Source organism: Azospirillum sp. (assembly GCF_035627195.1).
Classification (GTDB): domain Bacteria; phylum Pseudomonadota; class Alphaproteobacteria; order Azospirillales; family Azospirillaceae; genus Azospirillum.
The window spans coordinates 1-18579 of the sequence record NZ_DASPMG010000304.1 but is presented as its reverse complement, the minus strand read 5'-3'; the positions used below and the strand labels follow the sequence as shown (position 1 = coordinate 18579).

Here is an 18579-nt window from a genome sequence, read left to right as displayed (position 1 = left end):
CCGCCGCAGGCGGTGGTCGGGTCCTGGATGTTGGCCGACGGGTGGCCGACGCCGTAGAAGAAGGCGTCGATCTTGTTGTCGCACAGCGCCGGACCGTGCTCGTCGGCCTTCAGCTCCGAGGCCAGGGACAGATCGCCCAGCGACCAGCCGAGTTCCTTGAACAGCTGCTCCACCGACGCGCGGGTGCCGGAGCCGGGGTTGCCGACGTTGAAGCGCTTGCCCTTGATGTCGGTGAACTGCTTGATGCCGCTGTCGGGGCGGGCGACCACGGTGAACGGCTCCGGATGCACGGAGAAGACGACGCGCAGGTCCTGGTAGGCGCCGGCCTCCTTGAAGTTCGCCTCGCCCTTCAGCGCGTTGAACTGCACGTCGGACTGGGTCATGCCCATGTCCAGCTCGCCGCCGCGGATGGTGTTGACGTTGAACACCGAGCCGCCGGTCGATTCCACCGAGCAGCGGATGCCGTGCGTCTTGCGGTCCTTGTTGACGAGGCGGCAGATGGCGCCGCCCACGGCATAGTACACGCCCGTCACGCCGCCCGTGCCGATGGTGACGAACTTCTGCTGCGCCGCCGCCGACGTGGCGCCACCGAGACCGCCGGCCAGCACCGCTGCGGCCAGACCCATCACGAACGTCCTTGTCCTCATCGTGTCACCCTCCTGTTTGGTTTCTTGTTCAGGCCAGCACCGCGTCCACCGCCTCGCCCAGCAGGCCGACGATGGTGTCGACGTCGCCGGACGTGATGGTGAAGGGCGGGGCCAGCAGCACGTGGTCGCCCATCCGGCCGTCCACCGTGCCGCCCATGGGGTAGCAGAGCAGGCCGCGCTTCATCGCTTCCGCCTTGATGCGCGTGTTGACCGCCTGTGCGGGGTCGAACGGGTCCTTGGTCGTGCGGTCGGCGACCAGTTCGATGGCTTGGAACAGGCCACGGCCGCGGATGTCGCCGACGTGGCGGTGGTTGCCGAAGCGGGCCGTCAGCGCCGCCGTCAGCGCCTCGCCCTGGCGGCGGACGTTGGCGAGCAGGTCGTCCTCCGCGATCACCTTCTGCACCTCCAGCGCGGCGGCGCAGGCGATGGGGTGGCCGAGATAGGTGTGGCCGTGCTGGAAGAAGCCGGAGCCGTCGCGGATCGCCTCGAAGATGCGCCGGTGCACCATCAGGGCGCCGATGGGCTGGTAGCCGCCGCCCAGCCCCTTGGCGATGGTCACGAGGTCTGGGGTGATGCCCTCCTGCTCGCACGCGTAGAGGGTGCCGGTGCGGCCCATGCCGCACATCACCTCGTCCAGGATCAGCAGCACGCCGTAACGGTCGCAGATCTCGCGGATGCGGGCGAAGTAGCCGGGGGCGGCGGTCACCGCGCCCAGGGTGGCGCCGACCACCGTCTCGGCGATGAAGGCCGCCACCGTGTCGGGGCCGAGGCGGAGGATCTCCGCCTCCAGCTCGTCGGCGACGCGGCGGCCGTAGGCCTCCTCGCTCTCGTCGTCGCGGCGGCCACGGTAGGCGTAGCAGGCGGAGACGTGCGGCATGTCCACCAGCAGCGGTTCGAACTGCTTGCGGCGCCACAGGTTGCCGCCGGCCGACAGGGCGCCCAGCGTGTTGCCGTGGTAGCTCTGCCAGCGGGCGATGATGTGGCGGCGCTGCGGCTGGCCGGCCTCGATGTGGTACTGGCGCGCCATCTTCAGCGCCGCCTCCACCGCCTCCGACCCGCCGGAGACGAAGTAGACGCGGTCCAGCCCCTCCGGCGCGGCGGCGGCCAGCGTGTCGGCCAGCTCCTCCGCCGGCTGGCTGGTGAAGAAGGAGGTGTGGGCGTAGGCCAGCTGGTCAGCCTGACGCTTGATCGCCTCGATAATGCGCGGATGCCCATGGCCGAGGCAGGAGACGGCGGCGCCACCCGATGCGTCGAGGTAGCGGCGGCCGTCGGCGTCGAACAGGTACAGGCCTTCGCCACGCACGGCGACGGGGTAGCTGGCCTTTGTGTGGCGGTGGAAGACGTGGCTCATGAACCGGTCACTCCCCATCAGCCGCGCAGGATGGTGCGGCTCTGCTCACGCATGAACTGTGCCAGATAATAGGGGCCGAGTCCGCCCTTGCCGCTGACGCCCGACCCCTTCCAGCCGCAGAAGCTCTGGATCCCCGGCCAGGCGCCGGTGGTGGCGCCGCTGGGGCGGTTGGCGTAGAGGACGCCGGCCTCCGCCGTGTCGAGGAAGCGCTCCAGCTCGCCGTCGTCCTGCGTGTAGATGCCGGCGGTCAGGCCGTAGGCGACGCGGTTGCCGTCGGCGATGGCGTCGTCCAGGCCGGTGAAGCGCAGGACGCTGAGGAAGGGCAGAAACAGCTCGTCCGTGTTGATGCGGTGGTCGGCGGGCAGGCCGGCGACGACGGTGGGCTGCACGTACAGGCCGTGGTCGAACAGGCCGCCGCTCAGCACCTCGCCGCCCAGCAGCACGCTGCCGTCGCGCCGGGCATCCGCCACGGCGGCCTGGAAGCGGTCGCGGGCGCGTGTGTCGATCACCGGGCCCATGAAGATGTCACGCTCCTCCGGGTTGCCGATGCGGATGTGGCCGGTGGTCTCGGCGAGACGGGCGAGGAAGTCGTCGTACACGGCATCGTGCACGTACACCTTGGAGCAGGCGCTGCACTTCTGCCCCTGGAGCCCGAAGGCGGAGCGCATGGTGCCGGCGGCGGCCGCGTCCAGGTCGGCGTTGGCCGTGACGTAGGCGGGGTTCTTGCCGCCCATCTCGACGACCAGCGGCTTGGCCCACGGCCCGGCCGCCAGCGCGCGGTGGATGCCCATGCCGACGTGGTAGGAGCCGGTGAAGGCGACGCCGGCCACCTGCGGATGCTCGACCAGCCGCCGTCCGACCTCTGCCCCGCCGCAGACGAGGTTGAGCACGCCGTCCGGGACGCCGGCTTCGGTGAAGGCGTCCACCAGCAAGGCGCCGGTCAGGCCGGCCATGGGGCTGGGCTTGTAGACCACGGTGTTGCCGGCCAGCAGGGCGGCCGTCGTCATGTTGACCGACAGCGCCAGCGGGAAGTTGAACGGCGCCACCACGGCGAAGACGCCGAGCGGGCGCAGGACGTCGCTGGTCTCCTCGGTCGGGAAGGCGCGCCGCAAGGGCTGCTGGAAGCCGCCGTGGCGCTCCATCTCGTCGCAGTAGTAGCGAATGAGGTCCACCGCCTCCTCCGCCTCGCCGATGGCCTCCAGGCGCGACTTGCCGACCTCGATCAGGCAGGCGGTGCCGAGTTCGTACTTGCGCGAATCGAGGACACCGGCCGCCTTGCGCAGCACCGCCACGCGGTCCTGCCAGCGGCGGCACCGCCAGTCGGGGAAGGCGGCCTGCGCGGCGGCCACGGCGCGGTCGATGGCGGCGGGCGAGGCCGCGACGAAGCGGCCGAGCGTGACGCGGGAATCGATGGGGCTGGCGGCGGCGTAGGACGCGCCGTCCTCGTCCGGGCGCCCGGCGATGCGGTTGGGGCGGTCGCGGCCGAGCACGGTGGCCTTCACCTCCGGAATCAGGCGGTCCAGGTGTTCGTGCACCGGGGTGAAGTCGGTGGCGATGTTGGAATAGGTGACGCGCGGCAGCGCAGCCGACGGCATGGCTCTTCGTCCTCCCCTTCGTTTGTTTTCGCCTCTGGCGGGCGTCTTTCCGGGCGGAGCGCGCGGGGCGCGATCCTCCGTACAGGTGATTATCCGCTGGATGCGCGGTTTCCGCCAGTGCCGTGTGTCGCACCTTGAGATTGCGGAGCTTCCCTCCTAGGCTGGCGGCCGGCATGCGCCGAACGAGAAGAACGAGGAGGGATGTGATGTCGGGTTTGCAGGATGTGGTGATCGCCGGGGCGGTGCGGACGGCCGTCGGCGACTTCGGCGGGGCGCTCAAGGACATGGCGCCGGCCGACCTGGGTGCCCTGGTGATGACCGAATCGCTGCGCCGCGCCGACGTGGCGCCGGCCGAGGTGCAGCACGTCGTCGTCGGCCAGGTGATCCAGACCGAGCCGCGCGACATGTACGTCTCCCGCGTGGCTGCCATGCGCGCCGGCATCCCGGACGTGACGCCTGCCATGACGCTGAACCGGCTGTGCGGGTCGGGGCTGCAGGCCATCGTCTCGGCCTCGCAGATGATCCGCCTGGGCGAGTGCGACGTCGCCGTCGCCGCGGGCACGGAGTGCATGAGCCGCGCCCCGTACGTCTCCACCGGCATGCGCTGGGGTGCGCGGCTGGGCGACGCGCAAATGGTGGACGCGCTGGTGGGCGCGCTGACCGACCCGTTCGGCCACGGCCACATGGGCATCACGGCGGAGAACGTGGCGGCCCGCTACGGCCTCGACCGCGCCGCGCAGGACGCCTTCTCGGCCGAGAGCCACCGCCGCGCCGTGGCCGCCATCGCCGAGGGGCGCTTCAAGGAGCAGATCGTCCCGGTCGAGCTGAAGACCCGCAAGGGCGTCACCCTGTTCGACACCGACGAGCATCCGCGCGCCGGCACGACGGCGGAGAGCCTCGGCACGCTGAAGCCCGTCTTCAAGAAGGACGGCACGGTGACCGCCGGCAACGCGTCGAGCATCAACGACGGCGCCGCCTCGGTCGTGCTGGTGTCGGCGCGCGAGGCGGAGCGGCGCGGCATGAAGCCGATGGCGCGCGTGGTCGCCTGGGGCCACGCCGGCGTGGCGCCGGAGGTGATGGGCCTGGGCCCGGTCCCGGCGGTGCCGATCGCGCTGCAGCGCGCCGGCCTGACCATCGCCGACATCGACGTGATCGAAAGCAACGAGGCCTTCGCCGCGCAGGCCTGCGCGGTGTCCAAGGAACTCGGCTTCCCGGCGGAGCGCACCAACCCGAACGGCGGCGCCGTGGCGCTGGGCCACCCGGTGGGCGCCACCGGCGTGATCATCACGGTGAAGACGCTGTACGAGCTGCAGCGCACCGGCGGCCGCTTCGGCCTGATGACCATGTGCATCGGCGGCGGCCAGGGCATCGCGGTGATCGTCGAGCGCCTGTGACCGTAACGATGTGATCGACGTTGGGTTTTCGCTGCGCTCAACCCAACCTACCGGGGCATTCCTCGTAGGTTGGGTTGAGGCCGAAGCCGAAAACCCAACGTTCGATGCAACGCAGTCATGCTTGCATTGCGGCGCGGACGGCCTAGTTCGTGCCGCGAAAGCCAACGGAAGAGACCCATCGTGACCCCCGACGCTCCCGTCGCCCCCGTCGCCGAAAAGGACCGCACCGAACCGCAACGCCCGGACCTGCCGCCGCGCCGCCGCGTGAGCGGGTGGTCGATGACCATCCGGCTGATCATCATGCTGGTCATCCTGGGTGCATTGGGGGCGGCGCTGTACGGCTTCAACGCGTTCCGCGACAAGGCCATCGCCGACTTCTTCGCCAGCAACAAGCCGCCGCCCACCCCGGTGAGCGCGGCCGACGCGAAGGTGCAGTCGGTGCCCAAGTACCTGTCGGCCATCGGCACGCTGGCCGCCAGCCGGCAGGTGACGGTGGCGCCGGAGGTCGGCGGGCGGGTGATGGACATCGCCTTCCAGTCGGGTGCGTCGGTGAAGGCCGGCGACGCCATCGTGCAGATCAACGACGCCACCGAGCAGGCCGAACTGCTGGGCCTGCGGGCGCAGGCGCGTCTGGCCGAGATCAACCTGGAGCGTGCGCGCAACCTGCTGCGCAACCAAGCCGGCCCGCAGGCGCAGGTCGACCAGGCGGCGGCGCAGCTGGACGAGATCAACGCCAACATCAAGCAGATGCAGGCGACCATCGCGCAGAAGGCGATCCGTGCGCCGTTCGACGGCGAACTGGGCATCCGTCAGGTGAACGTCGGCCAGATCCTGAACGTGGGCAGCCCGGTGGTGACGCTGACCGACCTGTCCACGCTGTACGCCAACTTCACCCTGCCGGAGCACACGCTGAACAGCCTGCACGTGGGGCAGGCGGTGCTGGTGGGGTCCGACGCGGTGCCCGGGCGCAGCTTCGACGCCAAGATCACCACCATCGAGCCGCAGGTCAGCGCCGAGACGCGCGCCATCAAGGTGCAGGCCACCCTGGCGAACCCGGAGCGCAAGCTGCTGCCGGGCATGTTCGCCGACGTGCGCGTCGTGCTGCCGCCCCGCCCGAACACGGTCGTCGTGCCGGAGACGGCGGTGGACTACACGGTGTACGGCGATTCCGTGATGATCGTGCGCGCGCAGAAGGACGCCGAGGGCAAGGAGGCGCTGACCGTGGAACGCGTGCCGGTGAAGGCCGGCGACCGTTTCGAAAACGGCGTCGAGATCCTGGAAGGGGTGAAGCCGGGCGACCGGGTGGTGGTGTCGGGCCAGCTGAAGCTCGACAACGGGGCGGCGGTGACCCTCGCCGAGGCCAACCCGCTGACCCCGCCGCAGACCTTGCCGCGCAACTGAGGCGACCGTCATGGCCTTTACGGACATCTTCATCCGCCGGCCGGTGCTGGCGCTGGTGGTCAGCCTGCTGATCCTGCTGGTCGGCGCGCGGGCCTTGCTGGACCTGCCGATCCGGCAGTATCCGGAGCTGCAGAACACCGTCATCACCATCACGACGGCGTACCCCGGCGCCTCGCCCGACCTGATGCAGGGCTTCATCACCACGCCCATCGAGCAGGCGGTGGCGACGGCGGAGGGCGTGGACTACATCACCTCGACCTCCACGCAGGGGCAGAGCCAGATCCAGGTGTACGTGCGCCTGAACTTCGACCCCAACGTCGCGATGACCGACGTGATGGCGAAGGTGCAGCAGGTGAAATACCAGCTGCCGCGCGAGGCCAACGACCCGGTCATCCTGAAGTCCACCGGCGAGACGACGTCGATCCTCTACATGGGGTTCGCCAGTCCGCAGCTTTCCGGTCCGGCCATCTCCGACTATCTGACGCGCGTGGTGCAGCCGCTGCTGGCCACGGTGGAGGGCGTGGCGTCCGCCAGCATCCTGGGCGGCCAGACCTTCGCCATGCGCGTCTGGCTGGACCCGGTGCGGATGGCGGCGCGCAACATTTCGGCGGCCGACGTCAGCAACGCCATCCAGGCGAACAACTACCAGTCGGCCCCCGGCCAGTCCAAGGGCGTGTTCGTGGTGACCAACGTCACCGCCAACACCGGCCTGACCGACGTGGAGCAGTTCCGCCAGATGGTGGTGAAGGCGCAGGACAGCGCACTGGTGCGCCTGAAGGACATCGCCGAGGTGGAACTGGGGGCGCAAAGCTCCACCTCCAGCGTGGCGATGAACGGGCAGCAGGCGATCTTCATCGGCGTCAACGCCACGCCCACCGGCAACCCGCTGAACATCGTCGCCGACATCCGCAAGATGGTGCCGGACCTGCAGCGCAACCTGCCGCCGACGCTGAAGATGGAGATCGTCTACGACTCCACCCGCTTCATCACGGCGTCGATCAACGAGGTGCGCAACACGCTGCTGGAGGCAGTGGGCATCGTCATCGTCGTGATCTTCCTGTTCCTGGGATCCTTCCGGGCGGTGCTGATCCCGATCGTCACCATTCCGCTGTCGATCATCGGTGCCGCGACGTTCATGCTGGCCATGGGCTTCTCGCTGAACCTGCTGACGCTGCTGGCCATGGTGCTGGCGATCGGCCTGGTGGTGGACGACGCCATTGTGGTGGTGGAGAACGTGCACCGCCACCTGGAGGAGGGGAAGACGCCGGTGCAGGCGGCCCTGGTTGGGGCGCGGGAGATCGTCGGCCCCGTCATCTCCATGACCATCACGCTGGCCGCCGTCTATGCCCCCATCGGCTTCCTCAGCGGGCTGACCGGCGCGCTGTTCCGCGAGTTCGCCTTCACGCTGGCCGGATCGGTGATCATCTCCGGCATCGTGGCGCTGACGCTGTCGCCCATGATGTGCTCGCTTCTGCTGACCAGGGAGATGAGCGAGGGGCGCTTCGCCCGCTTCGTCGACCGCAACTTCGAGCGGCTGAGCGGCTGGTATTCCCGCCGGCTGTCGGGGGCGCTGGACTTCCGGCCGGTGACGCTGCTGTTCGGGCTGGGGGTTCTGGCCGGCGTCGGCTACCTGTTCCTGCACACCATGTCGGAGCTGGCGCCGGAAGAGGACCAGGGCATCCTGTTCGGCATCACCAAGGCGCCGCAGTACGCCAACCTGGACTACATCGACATCTACGGCCAGCAGGCCGACAAGGTCTTCGCCGGCTTCCCGGAGACCGACACCCGCTTCGTCATCAACGGCGCGCTGAGCCCGACGCAGGGCTTCGCCGGCATGATCTTGAAGCCCTGGGACGAGCGCACGCGCACCGCCAAGGACCTCCAGCCGCTGGTGCAGGCGGAGCTGGACAAGGTGACGGGCATGCAGATCTTCATGGTGTCGCCACCGGCCCTGCCGGGCTCCACCGGCGGGCTGCCGGTGCAGATGGTCATCGCCAGCCCCGGCGACTACCGCACCATCTACGACGCCATGCAGCGCATCAAGGACGCGGCGACCAAGAGCGGCATGTTCATCGTGGCGGACAGCGACCTGCAGTTCGACAGCCCGATGATCCAGCTGAAGATCGACCGGTCCAAGGCGGCCGACCTGGGCCTCACCATGCAGCAGATCGGCGGCGCCCTGGCGACGCTGGCCGGCGGCAACTACGTCAACCGCTTCAACCTGAACGGCCGGTCGTACGAGGTGATCCCGCAGGTGCCGCGCAACTGGCGCCTGACGCCGGACGATCTGACGCGCTATTACGTCGCCGCGTCGGACGGCACGCAGATCCCGCTGTCGACCGTGGTGCGCGTCGAGACCACGGTGATGCCCAACGCGCTGACCAAGTACAACCAGCTGCCGTCGGCCACCTTCTCCGCCGTGCCGATGCCGGGGGTGACCATGGGGCAGGCGGTGGACTTCCTGGAGGAACAGGCGCGCACCCACCTGCCGGCCGGCTTCAACCACGACTACCTGTCGGAATCGCGGCAGTACGTGACCGAGGGCAGCCAGTTGATGATCACCTTCATCTTCGCGCTGGTCGTCATCTTCCTGGTGCTGGCCGCGCAGTTCGAATCCTTGCGCGACCCGCTGGTCATCCTGATCAGCGTGCCGATGTCGATCTTCGGGGCGCTGCTGCCGTTGTTCCTGGGGGCGGCGACCATGAACATCTACACGCAGGTCGGGCTGGTGACGCTGATCGGGCTGATCACCAAGCACGGCATCCTGATGGTGGAGTTCGCCCGCGAGATGCAGATCAACGAGGACGCCGACCGCCGCACGGCCATCGAGCACGCCGCCCGCGTGCGCCTGCGCCCCATCCTGATGACCACGGCCGCCATGGTGGTGGGCCTGCTGCCGCTGCTGACCGCCAGCGGGGCGGGTGCGGCCAGCCGCTTCTCCATCGGGCTGGTCATCGTGGCTGGCATGCTGATCGGCACGCTGTTCACGCTGTTCGTGCTGCCGGCCGTGTACACGCTGCTGGCGACGGACCACCGGGCCGCCGCGCATTCCTCGCGGGCACGGGAGATCGCGGCCGTGTCGTGACGATTTCCCGGCTGCATTTCCCGGCTGCGCTTCGCGCGCCGGCCGGGTAATGTCCGCTCCCGGTATTCGCCGCAACCGGGAGTGAAACAGCGATGTTCGAGAGCACCTGCGACCTGTACGACCGTTTCGAAGCCACCGCCCGCGTCGCCGACCCGGTGTTCCGCGATTTCGGCAAGCGCCACCGCTTCTCGGGCGAGGTCGTGACGGTGAAGTGCTTCGAGGACAACTCGCGGGTCAAGGAGCTGCTGGGCAAGCCGGGCAAGGGCAAGGTTCTGGTGGTGGACGGCGGCGGCAGCCTGCGCGCGGCGCTCATGGGCGACCTGATCGCCAAGAGCGCCGTCGACAATGGCTGGGAAGGTGTCGTCATCCACGGCTGCGTGCGCGACGCCGAGGTGCTGGCCGGGCTGGACCTGGGCATCAAGGCGCTGGCCGCCATCCCGCGCAAGACCGTGCGCAACGGCGAGGGGCAGACCGGCCTGCCCGTGACCGTCGCCGGCATCCGCGTGAACCCCGGCGACCTGCTGTTCGCCGACGCCGACGGCGTGCTGGTGCTGGATCCGGCCGAGTACAAATGAGCCGGGGCGCGGCCCATCAGCACACTTCGCATTTGCAAAAGTCCGCCGCTTGCTGCCGAAGGGCAGGGGGGCTATAACACCTGCCCAATCGAGGGGGGCTGCTGAACGCCCCCCGATATCCGGGGCGGCGCGGCTGCAAGCGCCATCCAACCCCCGCCGATGTCACAACAGGCCCGGCTGAACGGGCCGGATTCTCGAGCGTCAGACCGTTCACGTCGTCCAACCACTTGAAATCGAGAGGTTTTTGCCGTGCTTGAAGCATACCGCCAGCATGTGGCTGAGCGTGCCGCGCTCGGGATCCCCGCCCTGCCCCTGTCCGCCAAGCAGACCGAGGAGCTGGTCGCCCTGCTGAAGAACCCGCCCAAGGGCGAGGAAGACTTCCTGGTCGAACTGGTCACCCACCGCGTGCCGGCCGGCGTGGACGACGCCGCCAAGGTGAAGGCCGCCTTCCTGGCCGCCGTCGCCAAGGGCGAGGACAAGTCGCCGCTGATCTCCAAGGTCAAGGCGACCGAGCTGCTGGGCACCATGCTGGGCGGCTTCAACATCAAGCCGCTGATCGACCTGCTGGCCGACGCCGAGTGCGGCGCCGCGGCGGCCGCCGGCCTGAAGACCACGCTCCTGATGTTCGACTACTTCCACGACGTCAAGGAACTGGCCGACAAGGGCAACGCCAACGCCAAGGGCGTGCTGCAGTCGTGGGCCGACGCCGAGTGGTTCACCTCCCGTCCGGAAGTCCCGGCCAGCCTGACGCTGACCATCTTCAAGGTGTCGGGCGAGACCAACACCGACGACCTGTCGCCGGCCCCGGACGCCTGGAGCCGCCCGGACATCCCGCTGCACGCGCTGGCCATGCTGAAGAACGCCCGCCCCGGCATCGAGCCGGACGAGCCGGGCAACCGCGGCCCGGTCAAGCAGCTGGAGGGCCTGAAGGCCAAGGGCAACCTCGTCGCCTACGTCGGCGACGTGGTGGGCACCGGCTCGTCGCGCAAGTCGGCCACCAACTCGGTCCTGTGGTGGACGGGCGAGGACATCCCGTTCGTCCCGAACAAGCGCTTCGGCGGCGTCTGCCTGGGCTCCAAGATCGCGCCGATCTTCTACAACACCATGGAAGACGCCGGCGCGCTGCCGATCGAACTCGACGTCTCCAAGATGGAGATGGGCGACGTCGTCGAGCTGCGCCCGTATGAGGGCAAGGCCCTGAAGAACGGCGAAGTCATCGCCGAGTTCAAGGTCAAGTCCGACGTGATCTTCGACGAGGTGCGCGCCGGCGGCCGCATCCCGCTGATCATCGGCCGCGGCCTGACCGCCAAGGCCCGCGAGGCCCTGGGCCTCGCCCCGTCGACCCTGTTCCGCCTGCCGTCCGACCCGGCCGACAGCGGCAAGGGCTTCTCGCTGGCGCAGAAGATGGTCGGCCGCGCCTGCGGCCTGCCCGAGGGCAAGGGCATCCGCCCCGGCACCTACTGCGAGCCGAAGATGACCACCGTCGGCAGCCAGGACACCACCGGCCCGATGACCCGCGACGAGCTGAAGGACCTGGCCTGCCTGGGCTTCTCGGCCGACCTCGTCATGCAGTCGTTCTGCCACACGGCGGCCTACCCGAAGCTGGTCGACGTGAAGATGCACAAGGAGCTGCCCTCCTTCATCTCCACGCGCGGCGGCGTGGCGCTCCGTCCCGGCGACGGCGTCATCCACAGCTGGCTGAACCGCCTGCTGATGCCCGACACCGTGGGCACCGGCGGCGACAGCCACACCCGCTTCCCCATCGGCATCTCGTTCCCGGCCGGCTCCGGCCTCGTGGCCTTCGCCGCCGCCACCGGCGTCATGCCGCTGGACATGCCGGAAAGCGTGCTGGTGCGCTTCAAGGGCACCATGCAGCCGGGCATCACGCTGCGTGACCTCGTCAACGCCATCCCGCTCTACGCCATCCGCCAGGGCCTGCTGACGGTGGAGAAGAAGGGCAAGAAGAACATCTTCTCCGGCCGCATCCTGGAGATCGAGGGCCTGCCCGAGCTGAAGGTCGAGCAGGCGTTCGAACTGTCCGACGCCTCGGCCGAGCGTTCGGCGGCGGCCTGCACCGTGCGGCTCAACAAGGAGCCGATCATCGAGTACATGCGCTCCAACATCACCCTTATGAAGTGGATGATCGCGAACGGGTACGAGGACGCCCGCACGCTCGGCCGCCGCATCAAGTCGATGGAAGCCTGGATCGCCAACCCGAACCTGCTGGAGCCGGACGCCGACGCCGAGTACGCCGCGGTGATCGAGATCGACCTTGCCGACATCAAGGAGCCGATCGTCGCCTGCCCGAACGACCCGGACGACGTGAAGGTCCTGTCCGAAGTCGCCGGCGACAAGATCGACGAGGTGTTCATCGGCTCGTGCATGACCAACATCGGCCACTTCCGCGCGGCCGGCAAGGTCCTGGACGGCAAGAGCGACATCCCCACCCGCCTGTGGATCGCGCCCCCCACCAAGATGGACGCGATGATCCTCAACGAGGAGGGCTACTACAGCGTGCTCGGCAAGGCCGGTGCCCGCATGGAGATGCCGGGCTGCTCGCTGTGCATGGGCAACCAGGCGCAGATCCGCAAGGGCTCGACCGCCATGTCCACCTCGACCCGCAACTTCCCCAACCGCCTGGGCCTGGACACCCGCGTCTACCTCGGCTCCGCCGAGCTGGCGTCCGTCTGCGCCCTGATGGGCAAGATCCCGACCACGGCCGAGTACCTGGAGCAGGTGACCATCGTCAACCAGAAGGCCGGCGACATCTACCGCTACATGAACTTCGACCAGATCCCCGCCTTCCGCGAGGTGGCGGACGAGGTCGAACTCGCCTGACCTCTTCGGTGACGTGATACGAAGCGCCACCGCCGGGAAACCGGCGGGGGCGTTTTCGCTCCGGCCGGATGCAACCGGATGATACGCAATGATACGCTTTTCGCAGGTGTTTCATCCGTAACGTCGTGCACGCCGCCCCGGTGCCGGGGATGCCGGAACCGGGGAAGCGAGGGGCTGCGCGCCCCTCGCGCTCCCGCGCCAAGGGCCGGAGGCCCTTGGATCCCGGGGAACGGAGCGCGGACGGAGTTCGGGGACTTTATGGAATATAGTCCTACAGGAAAGGCGCGGGCGGGGCAAGGGGGCGTGGCTGATACGGGCGGGTGGGACAGAATCAATTCCCTGTTTGTAGCGGGAAGAATGGCTGTTTCTGACCCATTGCAGACAGAGGCTTCGATCCCTAGATCACGGGTTTACGCCCCCCGCCATTCAAGCCGCTGGGCTCAAAATCCTAAAATCTGCCGGTCCTTTGGACCACCGCTTCTGGCCAACGTAGGTCGGAAAATGGTCGGTTGCTTTATGTTGACTAGGCAGGAAAGCTGGTGTTCGATCGGTTTACCTCACTGACAGCCCTGTGCCATCCTTAGACGCCTACTAAAAATAATCACCAGAATCTTTGCTATAATATTCAATATAGTAAGTAATGAGGTGTGATGTGCCTGATCGATCTCCAAGACAGCAGATTGATAGTGCGATTTCGGAGATCCGATATTTCTTGAATGTCGACCTAGTCCCGTCAATCAACGCAAATCCGATCTTCGAACCGCAGGTGGCTTGGTCGGCACTGGTATCCGCCTGCGCTACGATAAGATCAAATGACCATGTTTTGAATGACGCGCAGCGGGACACCCTTGAGCGTGCGATCAACGCGCTAGAAGCGGATCTAAATGAAGTTGTTGCCCTTCTACGGGTGGTTGCTTCCGAGCCCGGTCGCACGCCGGATCGTGAAGCAGAATTGTTGGCACAGGTCGGCGCGGCAATTGAGCTTGCGCAAAGCAATTTTCGAACCGCTTCAGCTCATTTTTACGCGCAGTCAGTGGCTTCGCAACCACGTAAATTGCCATTGGAGGAGGCGGTCAAGACGCAATACGACAACGACAAGCATGTTGTCATACTCATTCATGGTATTCGCGATTGGGCGCTTTGGCAAAACGAAGTGCGTAAGAAGCTCGAAGCACATGGCTTTGAAGTTGACCCAACAAACTACGGTCGCTTCGGGTTGATTCGGTTTTTGCTGCCCATCCCATATTTCAGACGCAAGGCCATCGAGAAGATTGAGCGGCAGATACGTATCAGCCGATCTCAGCCGGGACGCGAAAATGCGAAATTTTCAATCATCGCACACAGCTTTGGGACGCTCGTGGCGGCGAACATTATTCGTGATGGTTTCGAGCTTTCACTGAATCGCGTGATTTTTTGCGGTAGCGTCTTACCCTGCGATTTTCCGTTCGAGCAGTTCCAAAATCGGTTTGTGGGGCCGCTGCTTAACGAGGTGGGTACCCGCGACCCGTGGCCAGCCACTGCTGAGAGCATTACTTGGGGGTATGGCTCCGCCGGAACGTATGGTTTTCGTCGCCAACCTGTGAGAGATCGATGGCACAACGGGGCTGGGCATGGATATTTTCTCGCGCCTGACTTCTGTAGCAAGTATTGGGTGCCATTCCTTGTGGACGGCACCCTCGTTGAGGATGCTGCAGAGGCGGAGAGGCCTCGCTGGTGGGTGTCATTAATCACTTTTCTTAGTCTGAAGTTTTGGCTTTGGCCGGCGCTGATCGGGATAATTTTCTGCATCATCGCCAAGGTCGTCAATGTAAAGCAAGTTATCGCATGGCTGTAATAGCGTATAATTCAGATTATTCGTTAAAATAATATATCAGGTAACATTTGCTAATCCTATTTATCCGGGATTTTGTTTGTCAAAATACTATAAATATTGTAGTATGGTATTTATTTATTCCGGATAATTAGTAAAAATATTTCGACATGCTAAAGTTTGACGAACAACGGCTATCGCGTGCTCTTGATATGAAAACGGTAAGACCGTTTCGGATCCTAAATCGATCTGTCGGAGGCGAGCTAATCTCCGCTCCTGGCGCAAAGCCGAAGTTTGCGTTGCAGCCTCGTCCAAGGCGCGCCGGCAGACCGCTGCCTATTTGTCACGCGCTACGTGATGTTCGGCCATGGCGTTGAGTACTCGAACGGCTAGTAGCCGCCCATCATCATCAAGCACATTGTATGCGGCCAGAACCCGATCATGCTCGGCCTGCCCCATTGGCTCTACGCCAAGAAGGGCGTTCGGTGTGGTCTGGAGCACTCGGCTGATTCGCACCAGAGTCGCGAGGTCCGGTTCGCGGGAACCGCGCACGTAGTTGCCATAGCGGCCGACGTCCAAGCCGGCGCGGCGGGCCACTTCCGCGTCCGAAAGCCCGATTTCGCTCGCCCGCTGGCGCAGTGCATTCCCGAAGCCGTCCATACCTGACAATTTGTTATGGACCGCCCCAACGGCGTGACTTACGTTTCGTTTGCGTCATTGGAAACGGAACGGAGGCGTTTGGGCGTCGCATGATAAGCCGCTTTTCCATTCCCCGCCCGTGCCTCGTTGTCCTGCTGAGTGCGGCGCTTGCCGGTTCGGCGAACGCAGCGGACTCAAGTTTCCATGTTGATTACATCACTATGCAGAAGTGGCTTCAAGCGGCCGAAGACGCGGCAAACGAGCACGTCACCTATGAAATCTGCGGCTGGGGGTCTATCGATTTGTTGACGCCGTTTCTCGCCGGGGCGGTGCGGCAGGGAGTCGACGCCCTGATGTGGGATGAATTGACCCGGCGTTACGAGGAGGCCATCCGCGAGCGGCGGCGGGCGGAGGCGGTGTTGACCGCGCACGGGGCGAACGCGCCGAATCAGCGCACCACGGGCCTGTACGCCACGGGCGGGTGCAGCAACTCCGTGCGCCAGCGGATCGAGAAGAAGGCTGCCGTGCTCAAGGCCGAGTGACGCGACCGGGGGCGCCTCCGTTGCGCCCCGTTTGGCTATGCTGGTGGCGCAAGCCGCGCTACCGCCCGAACACGAACGACACGGGCACGTGCAGGTAGGCGCCCACGGTGTCGGCGCCGGGGTTGGTCTCGGTCAGGCCGGCGTTGGACATGTGCGAGACGTAGGCGGACAGGCGCACGCCGTTCTCGAAGCGGTAGCCCAGCTCCAGCGTGCTGCGGAAATCGACGGCGGAGCCCAGGTGCTTGCTGCCGCCGCGGCGCCACAGGCCGGCGCCGATGCCGGGCGTCAGGATCAGGGGGCCGACCGGGATGTCGGCCAGGATGCCGACGGCGCCGTAGAGCATGCCGTCGGTGTTCGCCTCCAGCCCCACCCAGGGGTGGAAGCGCACGTACGGATCGGTGAAGGGCAGCAGCGACGTGCCGAAGCGGTATTCCAGCCGCATGTCGTTCGACCGCCGGCGCGGCGTGTCGGTGGAGGAACGCAGCGCCCAGGCGTCGTGGGCGCCGAAGCCGACGCTGATCAGGTCCGGCGCCGAGGTCGAGGCGGCCGACGCGGCGGTGCAGAACCACGCCACGGCTGCGGCGGATGCCGCCGCGAGCAGGCCGGCGGCCCGGCGAACCCTTCGAACAGCGCCCATGCGGCTCTCCCTGTCGTCCGGAGACACAACGGAAGCGGAAATAGGCAGTGCCTGCGGCGGCCGGAACGGTCGCGAAAGAGGATATCTGAACGCACCGCCCCCGCCGCCCCCGCCGCCCCCGCGCCGGGCGTCACCGTACCGGCCCGACGGATATCTGCATGCGCAAGAATGCAGAAGCAAAATAGTGCATAAATGTGCGCGTGTTTCCTTGGATAATATTATCCACATGCGTGTATGGCTACAAATTGATTCATATGTTTTGTTGATGATGCTTCGTTGTGGTCGCTAGTCTCGCGTCATCCACCAAAACGGTGGGCTCTTCATAGATACGGGAGTGAAACATGGAATATCCGTTGGTCGGTTACTACCTGCTGAAGCTCGAAGCCGGCAATGTCGGCCTGCCCGGCGCGGCGATCCTGACCCTCAACCTCGGCGTCTACGCGCCGACCGGGCAGGTGACCGGCGATGCCACCATCACCCAGGCCATCGCCCCGCCGGACGGGAAGATCACCGTTCCGCAGGTCACCGGCTTCATCCACGACACGGGCTTCGGCAAGAACCAGCGCCTGCTGGCCGTGCAGGGCCAGTACGTCGTCTGCGTGCCGCCGCCCGCCATCGGCTGCTACCTCGCCCAGTTCCAATGCGCCGCGACGCTGAACGAGGACGGCACCGGCCGCGCCACCTTCACCTACGGCGGCCACACCGTCACCGACGTGCCGGTGAAGGTCGTGTCGCAGGAGAACGGGACGCTGGAGGCACTGGCGAAGAAGGCGGAGCCGGCGAAGGCGCCGGAGACGGCCACGGCGTAACCGGGCAGGCGGGCCGCGTCTCGTGGGCGCGGCCCGCCCGTCATGCGGGCACCCGGCCCTGCCCGTGGCGGGCTTGGCCCGTAGGGCAAAGGTCCAGCAACACGCAACGGTGGCAGGCCGGGTTCTGGAAGAAGCAGCAGCGCTGGCCGTGCAGCATCATGACCTCGTGGTTGTCGTAGACGCGCTGCGCGTCCCAGTCGGGCGGCAGCTGCGCGGCCAGCACGGCGTGCGCCGGGCCGACGGCCAGCGTCGGCGGGATCAGGCCGGTGCGCGCCGCCACCCGGTGGTGGTGGCTGTCCACCGGCAGCGCCGCCCGGCGCAGCGTGCTGAAGCACAGCACCGCCGCACTCGTCTTCGGGCCGACGCCGGGCAGCGCCTGCAGCCACGCGCGGGCATCCTCCACCGGCATCCCGGCCAGGAAATCCAGCGACAGGACGCCGCCGCGCAGCGCCGTGATGCGGCACAGGATCTCCTGCAGGCGGGGGGCCTTCTGCTCGGGCCAGGTGACGGGGGCGATGGTCTCCCGCACCTCGGCCAGGGGGGCGTCGCGCACCGCCGCCCAATCGGGCCAGCGGCGGCGCAGCGCCTTGAAGGCGCGGCCGGACTCGGCGTTGCGCGTGCGGTGGGAGAGCAGGGAGGAGACCAGCTCGCTCAACGGATCGGTGTCGTGGAAATAGGGCACCGGGCAGCCGTGGACGAGGCACAGGCGGCGGTGGATCTCCAGCGCCTTGGCGCGCGGGTCATTGAAACCGGGCGCGTTGGAATCGGGGCCGAAGTCGAAGCTGAGGTTGGGCATGCGCCGACAACAGGCGGGGGCACCGCTGCGTCCCGTGCGCTGGTCCTGTCGCGCGCCTGCGTGCTATGGGAACGCCCCCGCCCGTGGCACCATGGTTCCCATGACCGATACGCCCTGCTTCCTGAACGTCCGTTCCTCCCTCGGCGGCAAGCGCTGGCACGCGCGGGCGTACGACGAGCGGCTGGCCTGGGCGCTGGCGCAGGGGCGCGGGCTGCCGGAGATCGTCGCCCGCGTGCTGGCCTCGCGCGGGGTGGGGGAGGAGGCGTGCGACTCCTTTCTCAATCCCACGCTGAAGGCGCTGCTGCCCAACCCGTCGCGCTTCCGCGACATGGACGTGGCCGCCGCGCGCATCGCGCGCGCCGTGACGGCGGGGGAGTCGATCGCCGTGTTCGGCGACTACGACGTCGACGGCGCCACCTCGGCGGCACTGCTGCGGCGGTTCTTCCGGGCGCTGGGGACG

General features: G+C 67.1%; 14 protein-coding genes and 1 pseudogene. 9 read left to right on the top strand and 6 right to left on the bottom strand.

Annotation, left to right across the window (positions count from 1 at the left end):
• The 3 genes from VED21_RS27625 to VED21_RS27615 all read right to left on the bottom strand — a co-directional run.
• On the bottom strand, window positions 1–647 hold a 647-nt coding region (locus tag VED21_RS27625; protein WP_324888149.1), incomplete at its 3' end, for a TAXI family TRAP transporter solute-binding subunit.
• Between the two features lie 28 nt (window positions 648–675).
• Window positions 676–1998 (bottom strand): aspartate aminotransferase family protein, encoded by a 1323-nt coding sequence (locus VED21_RS27620; protein WP_324888147.1) that lies wholly within the window; start codon window positions 1996–1998, stop codon window positions 676–678.
• A gap of 17 nt (window positions 1999–2015) precedes the next feature.
• Window positions 2016–3593, bottom strand: coding sequence for an aldehyde dehydrogenase family protein (locus tag VED21_RS27615; RefSeq protein WP_324888145.1), 1578 nt, complete (start codon window positions 3591–3593; stop codon window positions 2016–2018).
• A gap of 206 nt (window positions 3594–3799) precedes the next feature.
• On the opposite strand from VED21_RS27615, the gene VED21_RS27610 reads away from it, so the two are divergent.
• From VED21_RS27610 to VED21_RS27585, 6 genes are all read left to right on the top strand, one after another.
• Window positions 3800–4987 (top strand): acetyl-CoA C-acyltransferase family protein, encoded by a 1188-nt coding sequence (locus tag VED21_RS27610; RefSeq protein ID WP_324888143.1) that lies wholly within the window; start codon window positions 3800–3802, stop codon window positions 4985–4987.
• A 180-nt stretch (window positions 4988–5167) separates the two neighbouring features.
• Entirely contained in the window at window positions 5168–6388 is a 1221-nt protein-coding gene (locus tag VED21_RS27605) for an efflux RND transporter periplasmic adaptor subunit (RefSeq protein WP_324888141.1), read from the top strand.
• Window positions 6389–6398: 10 nt separating this feature from the next.
• A complete protein-coding gene (locus VED21_RS27600; protein WP_324888139.1) occupies window positions 6399–9473 on the top strand; it encodes a MexW/MexI family multidrug efflux RND transporter permease subunit in 3075 nt (1024 codons plus the stop codon).
• A gap of 92 nt (window positions 9474–9565) precedes the next feature.
• Window positions 9566–10048 (top strand): ribonuclease E activity regulator RraA, encoded by a 483-nt coding sequence (gene rraA, locus VED21_RS27595; RefSeq protein WP_324888137.1) that lies wholly within the window; start codon window positions 9566–9568, stop codon window positions 10046–10048.
• A gap of 249 nt (window positions 10049–10297) precedes the next feature.
• Window positions 10298–12886: a bifunctional aconitate hydratase 2/2-methylisocitrate dehydratase gene (gene acnB, locus VED21_RS27590; RefSeq protein WP_324888135.1), complete on the top strand. Its 2589-nt coding sequence runs from the start codon at window positions 10298–10300 to the stop codon at window positions 12884–12886.
• A gap of 652 nt (window positions 12887–13538) precedes the next feature.
• Complete coding sequence (locus tag VED21_RS27585; protein ID WP_324888133.1) at window positions 13539–14720, top strand: hypothetical protein; 1182 nt, start codon at window positions 13539–13541, stop codon at window positions 14718–14720.
• A gap of 312 nt (window positions 14721–15032) precedes the next feature.
• On the opposite strand, the gene VED21_RS27580 is transcribed toward VED21_RS27585, so the two are convergent.
• Window positions 15033–15356: a helix-turn-helix transcriptional regulator gene (locus VED21_RS27580; protein WP_324888131.1), complete on the bottom strand. Its 324-nt coding sequence runs from the start codon at window positions 15354–15356 to the stop codon at window positions 15033–15035.
• Window positions 15357–15445: 89 nt separating this feature from the next.
• Between VED21_RS27580 and VED21_RS27575 the strand changes: the two genes are divergently transcribed.
• On the top strand, window positions 15446–15877 hold the full coding sequence (locus VED21_RS27575; RefSeq protein WP_324888130.1) for a hypothetical protein: 432 nt from the start codon (window positions 15446–15448) through the stop codon (window positions 15875–15877).
• A gap of 58 nt (window positions 15878–15935) precedes the next feature.
• Here the strand turns inward: VED21_RS27575 and VED21_RS27570 are convergent, their stop codons facing one another.
• A complete protein-coding gene (locus VED21_RS27570) occupies window positions 15936–16514 on the bottom strand; it encodes an acyloxyacyl hydrolase (RefSeq protein ID WP_324888128.1) in 579 nt (192 codons plus the stop codon).
• A 341-nt stretch (window positions 16515–16855) separates the two neighbouring features.
• Here VED21_RS27570 and VED21_RS27565 point away from each other — a divergent pair, with 341 nt between their 5' ends.
• Window positions 16856–17323, top strand: coding sequence for a DUF1842 domain-containing protein (locus tag VED21_RS27565; protein WP_324888126.1), 468 nt, complete (start codon window positions 16856–16858; stop codon window positions 17321–17323).
• Between the two features lie 40 nt (window positions 17324–17363).
• Here the strand turns inward: VED21_RS27565 and VED21_RS27560 are convergent, their stop codons facing one another.
• On the bottom strand, window positions 17364–18119 hold the full coding sequence (locus tag VED21_RS27560) for a Fe-S cluster assembly protein HesB (RefSeq protein WP_324888124.1): 756 nt from the start codon (window positions 18117–18119) through the stop codon (window positions 17364–17366).
• 100 nt (window positions 18120–18219) lie between these two features.
• On the opposite strand from VED21_RS27560, the pseudogene VED21_RS27555 reads away from it, so the two are divergent.
• Window positions 18220–18579: pseudogene (locus VED21_RS27555) on the top strand (single-stranded-DNA-specific exonuclease RecJ); the annotation flags it as partial.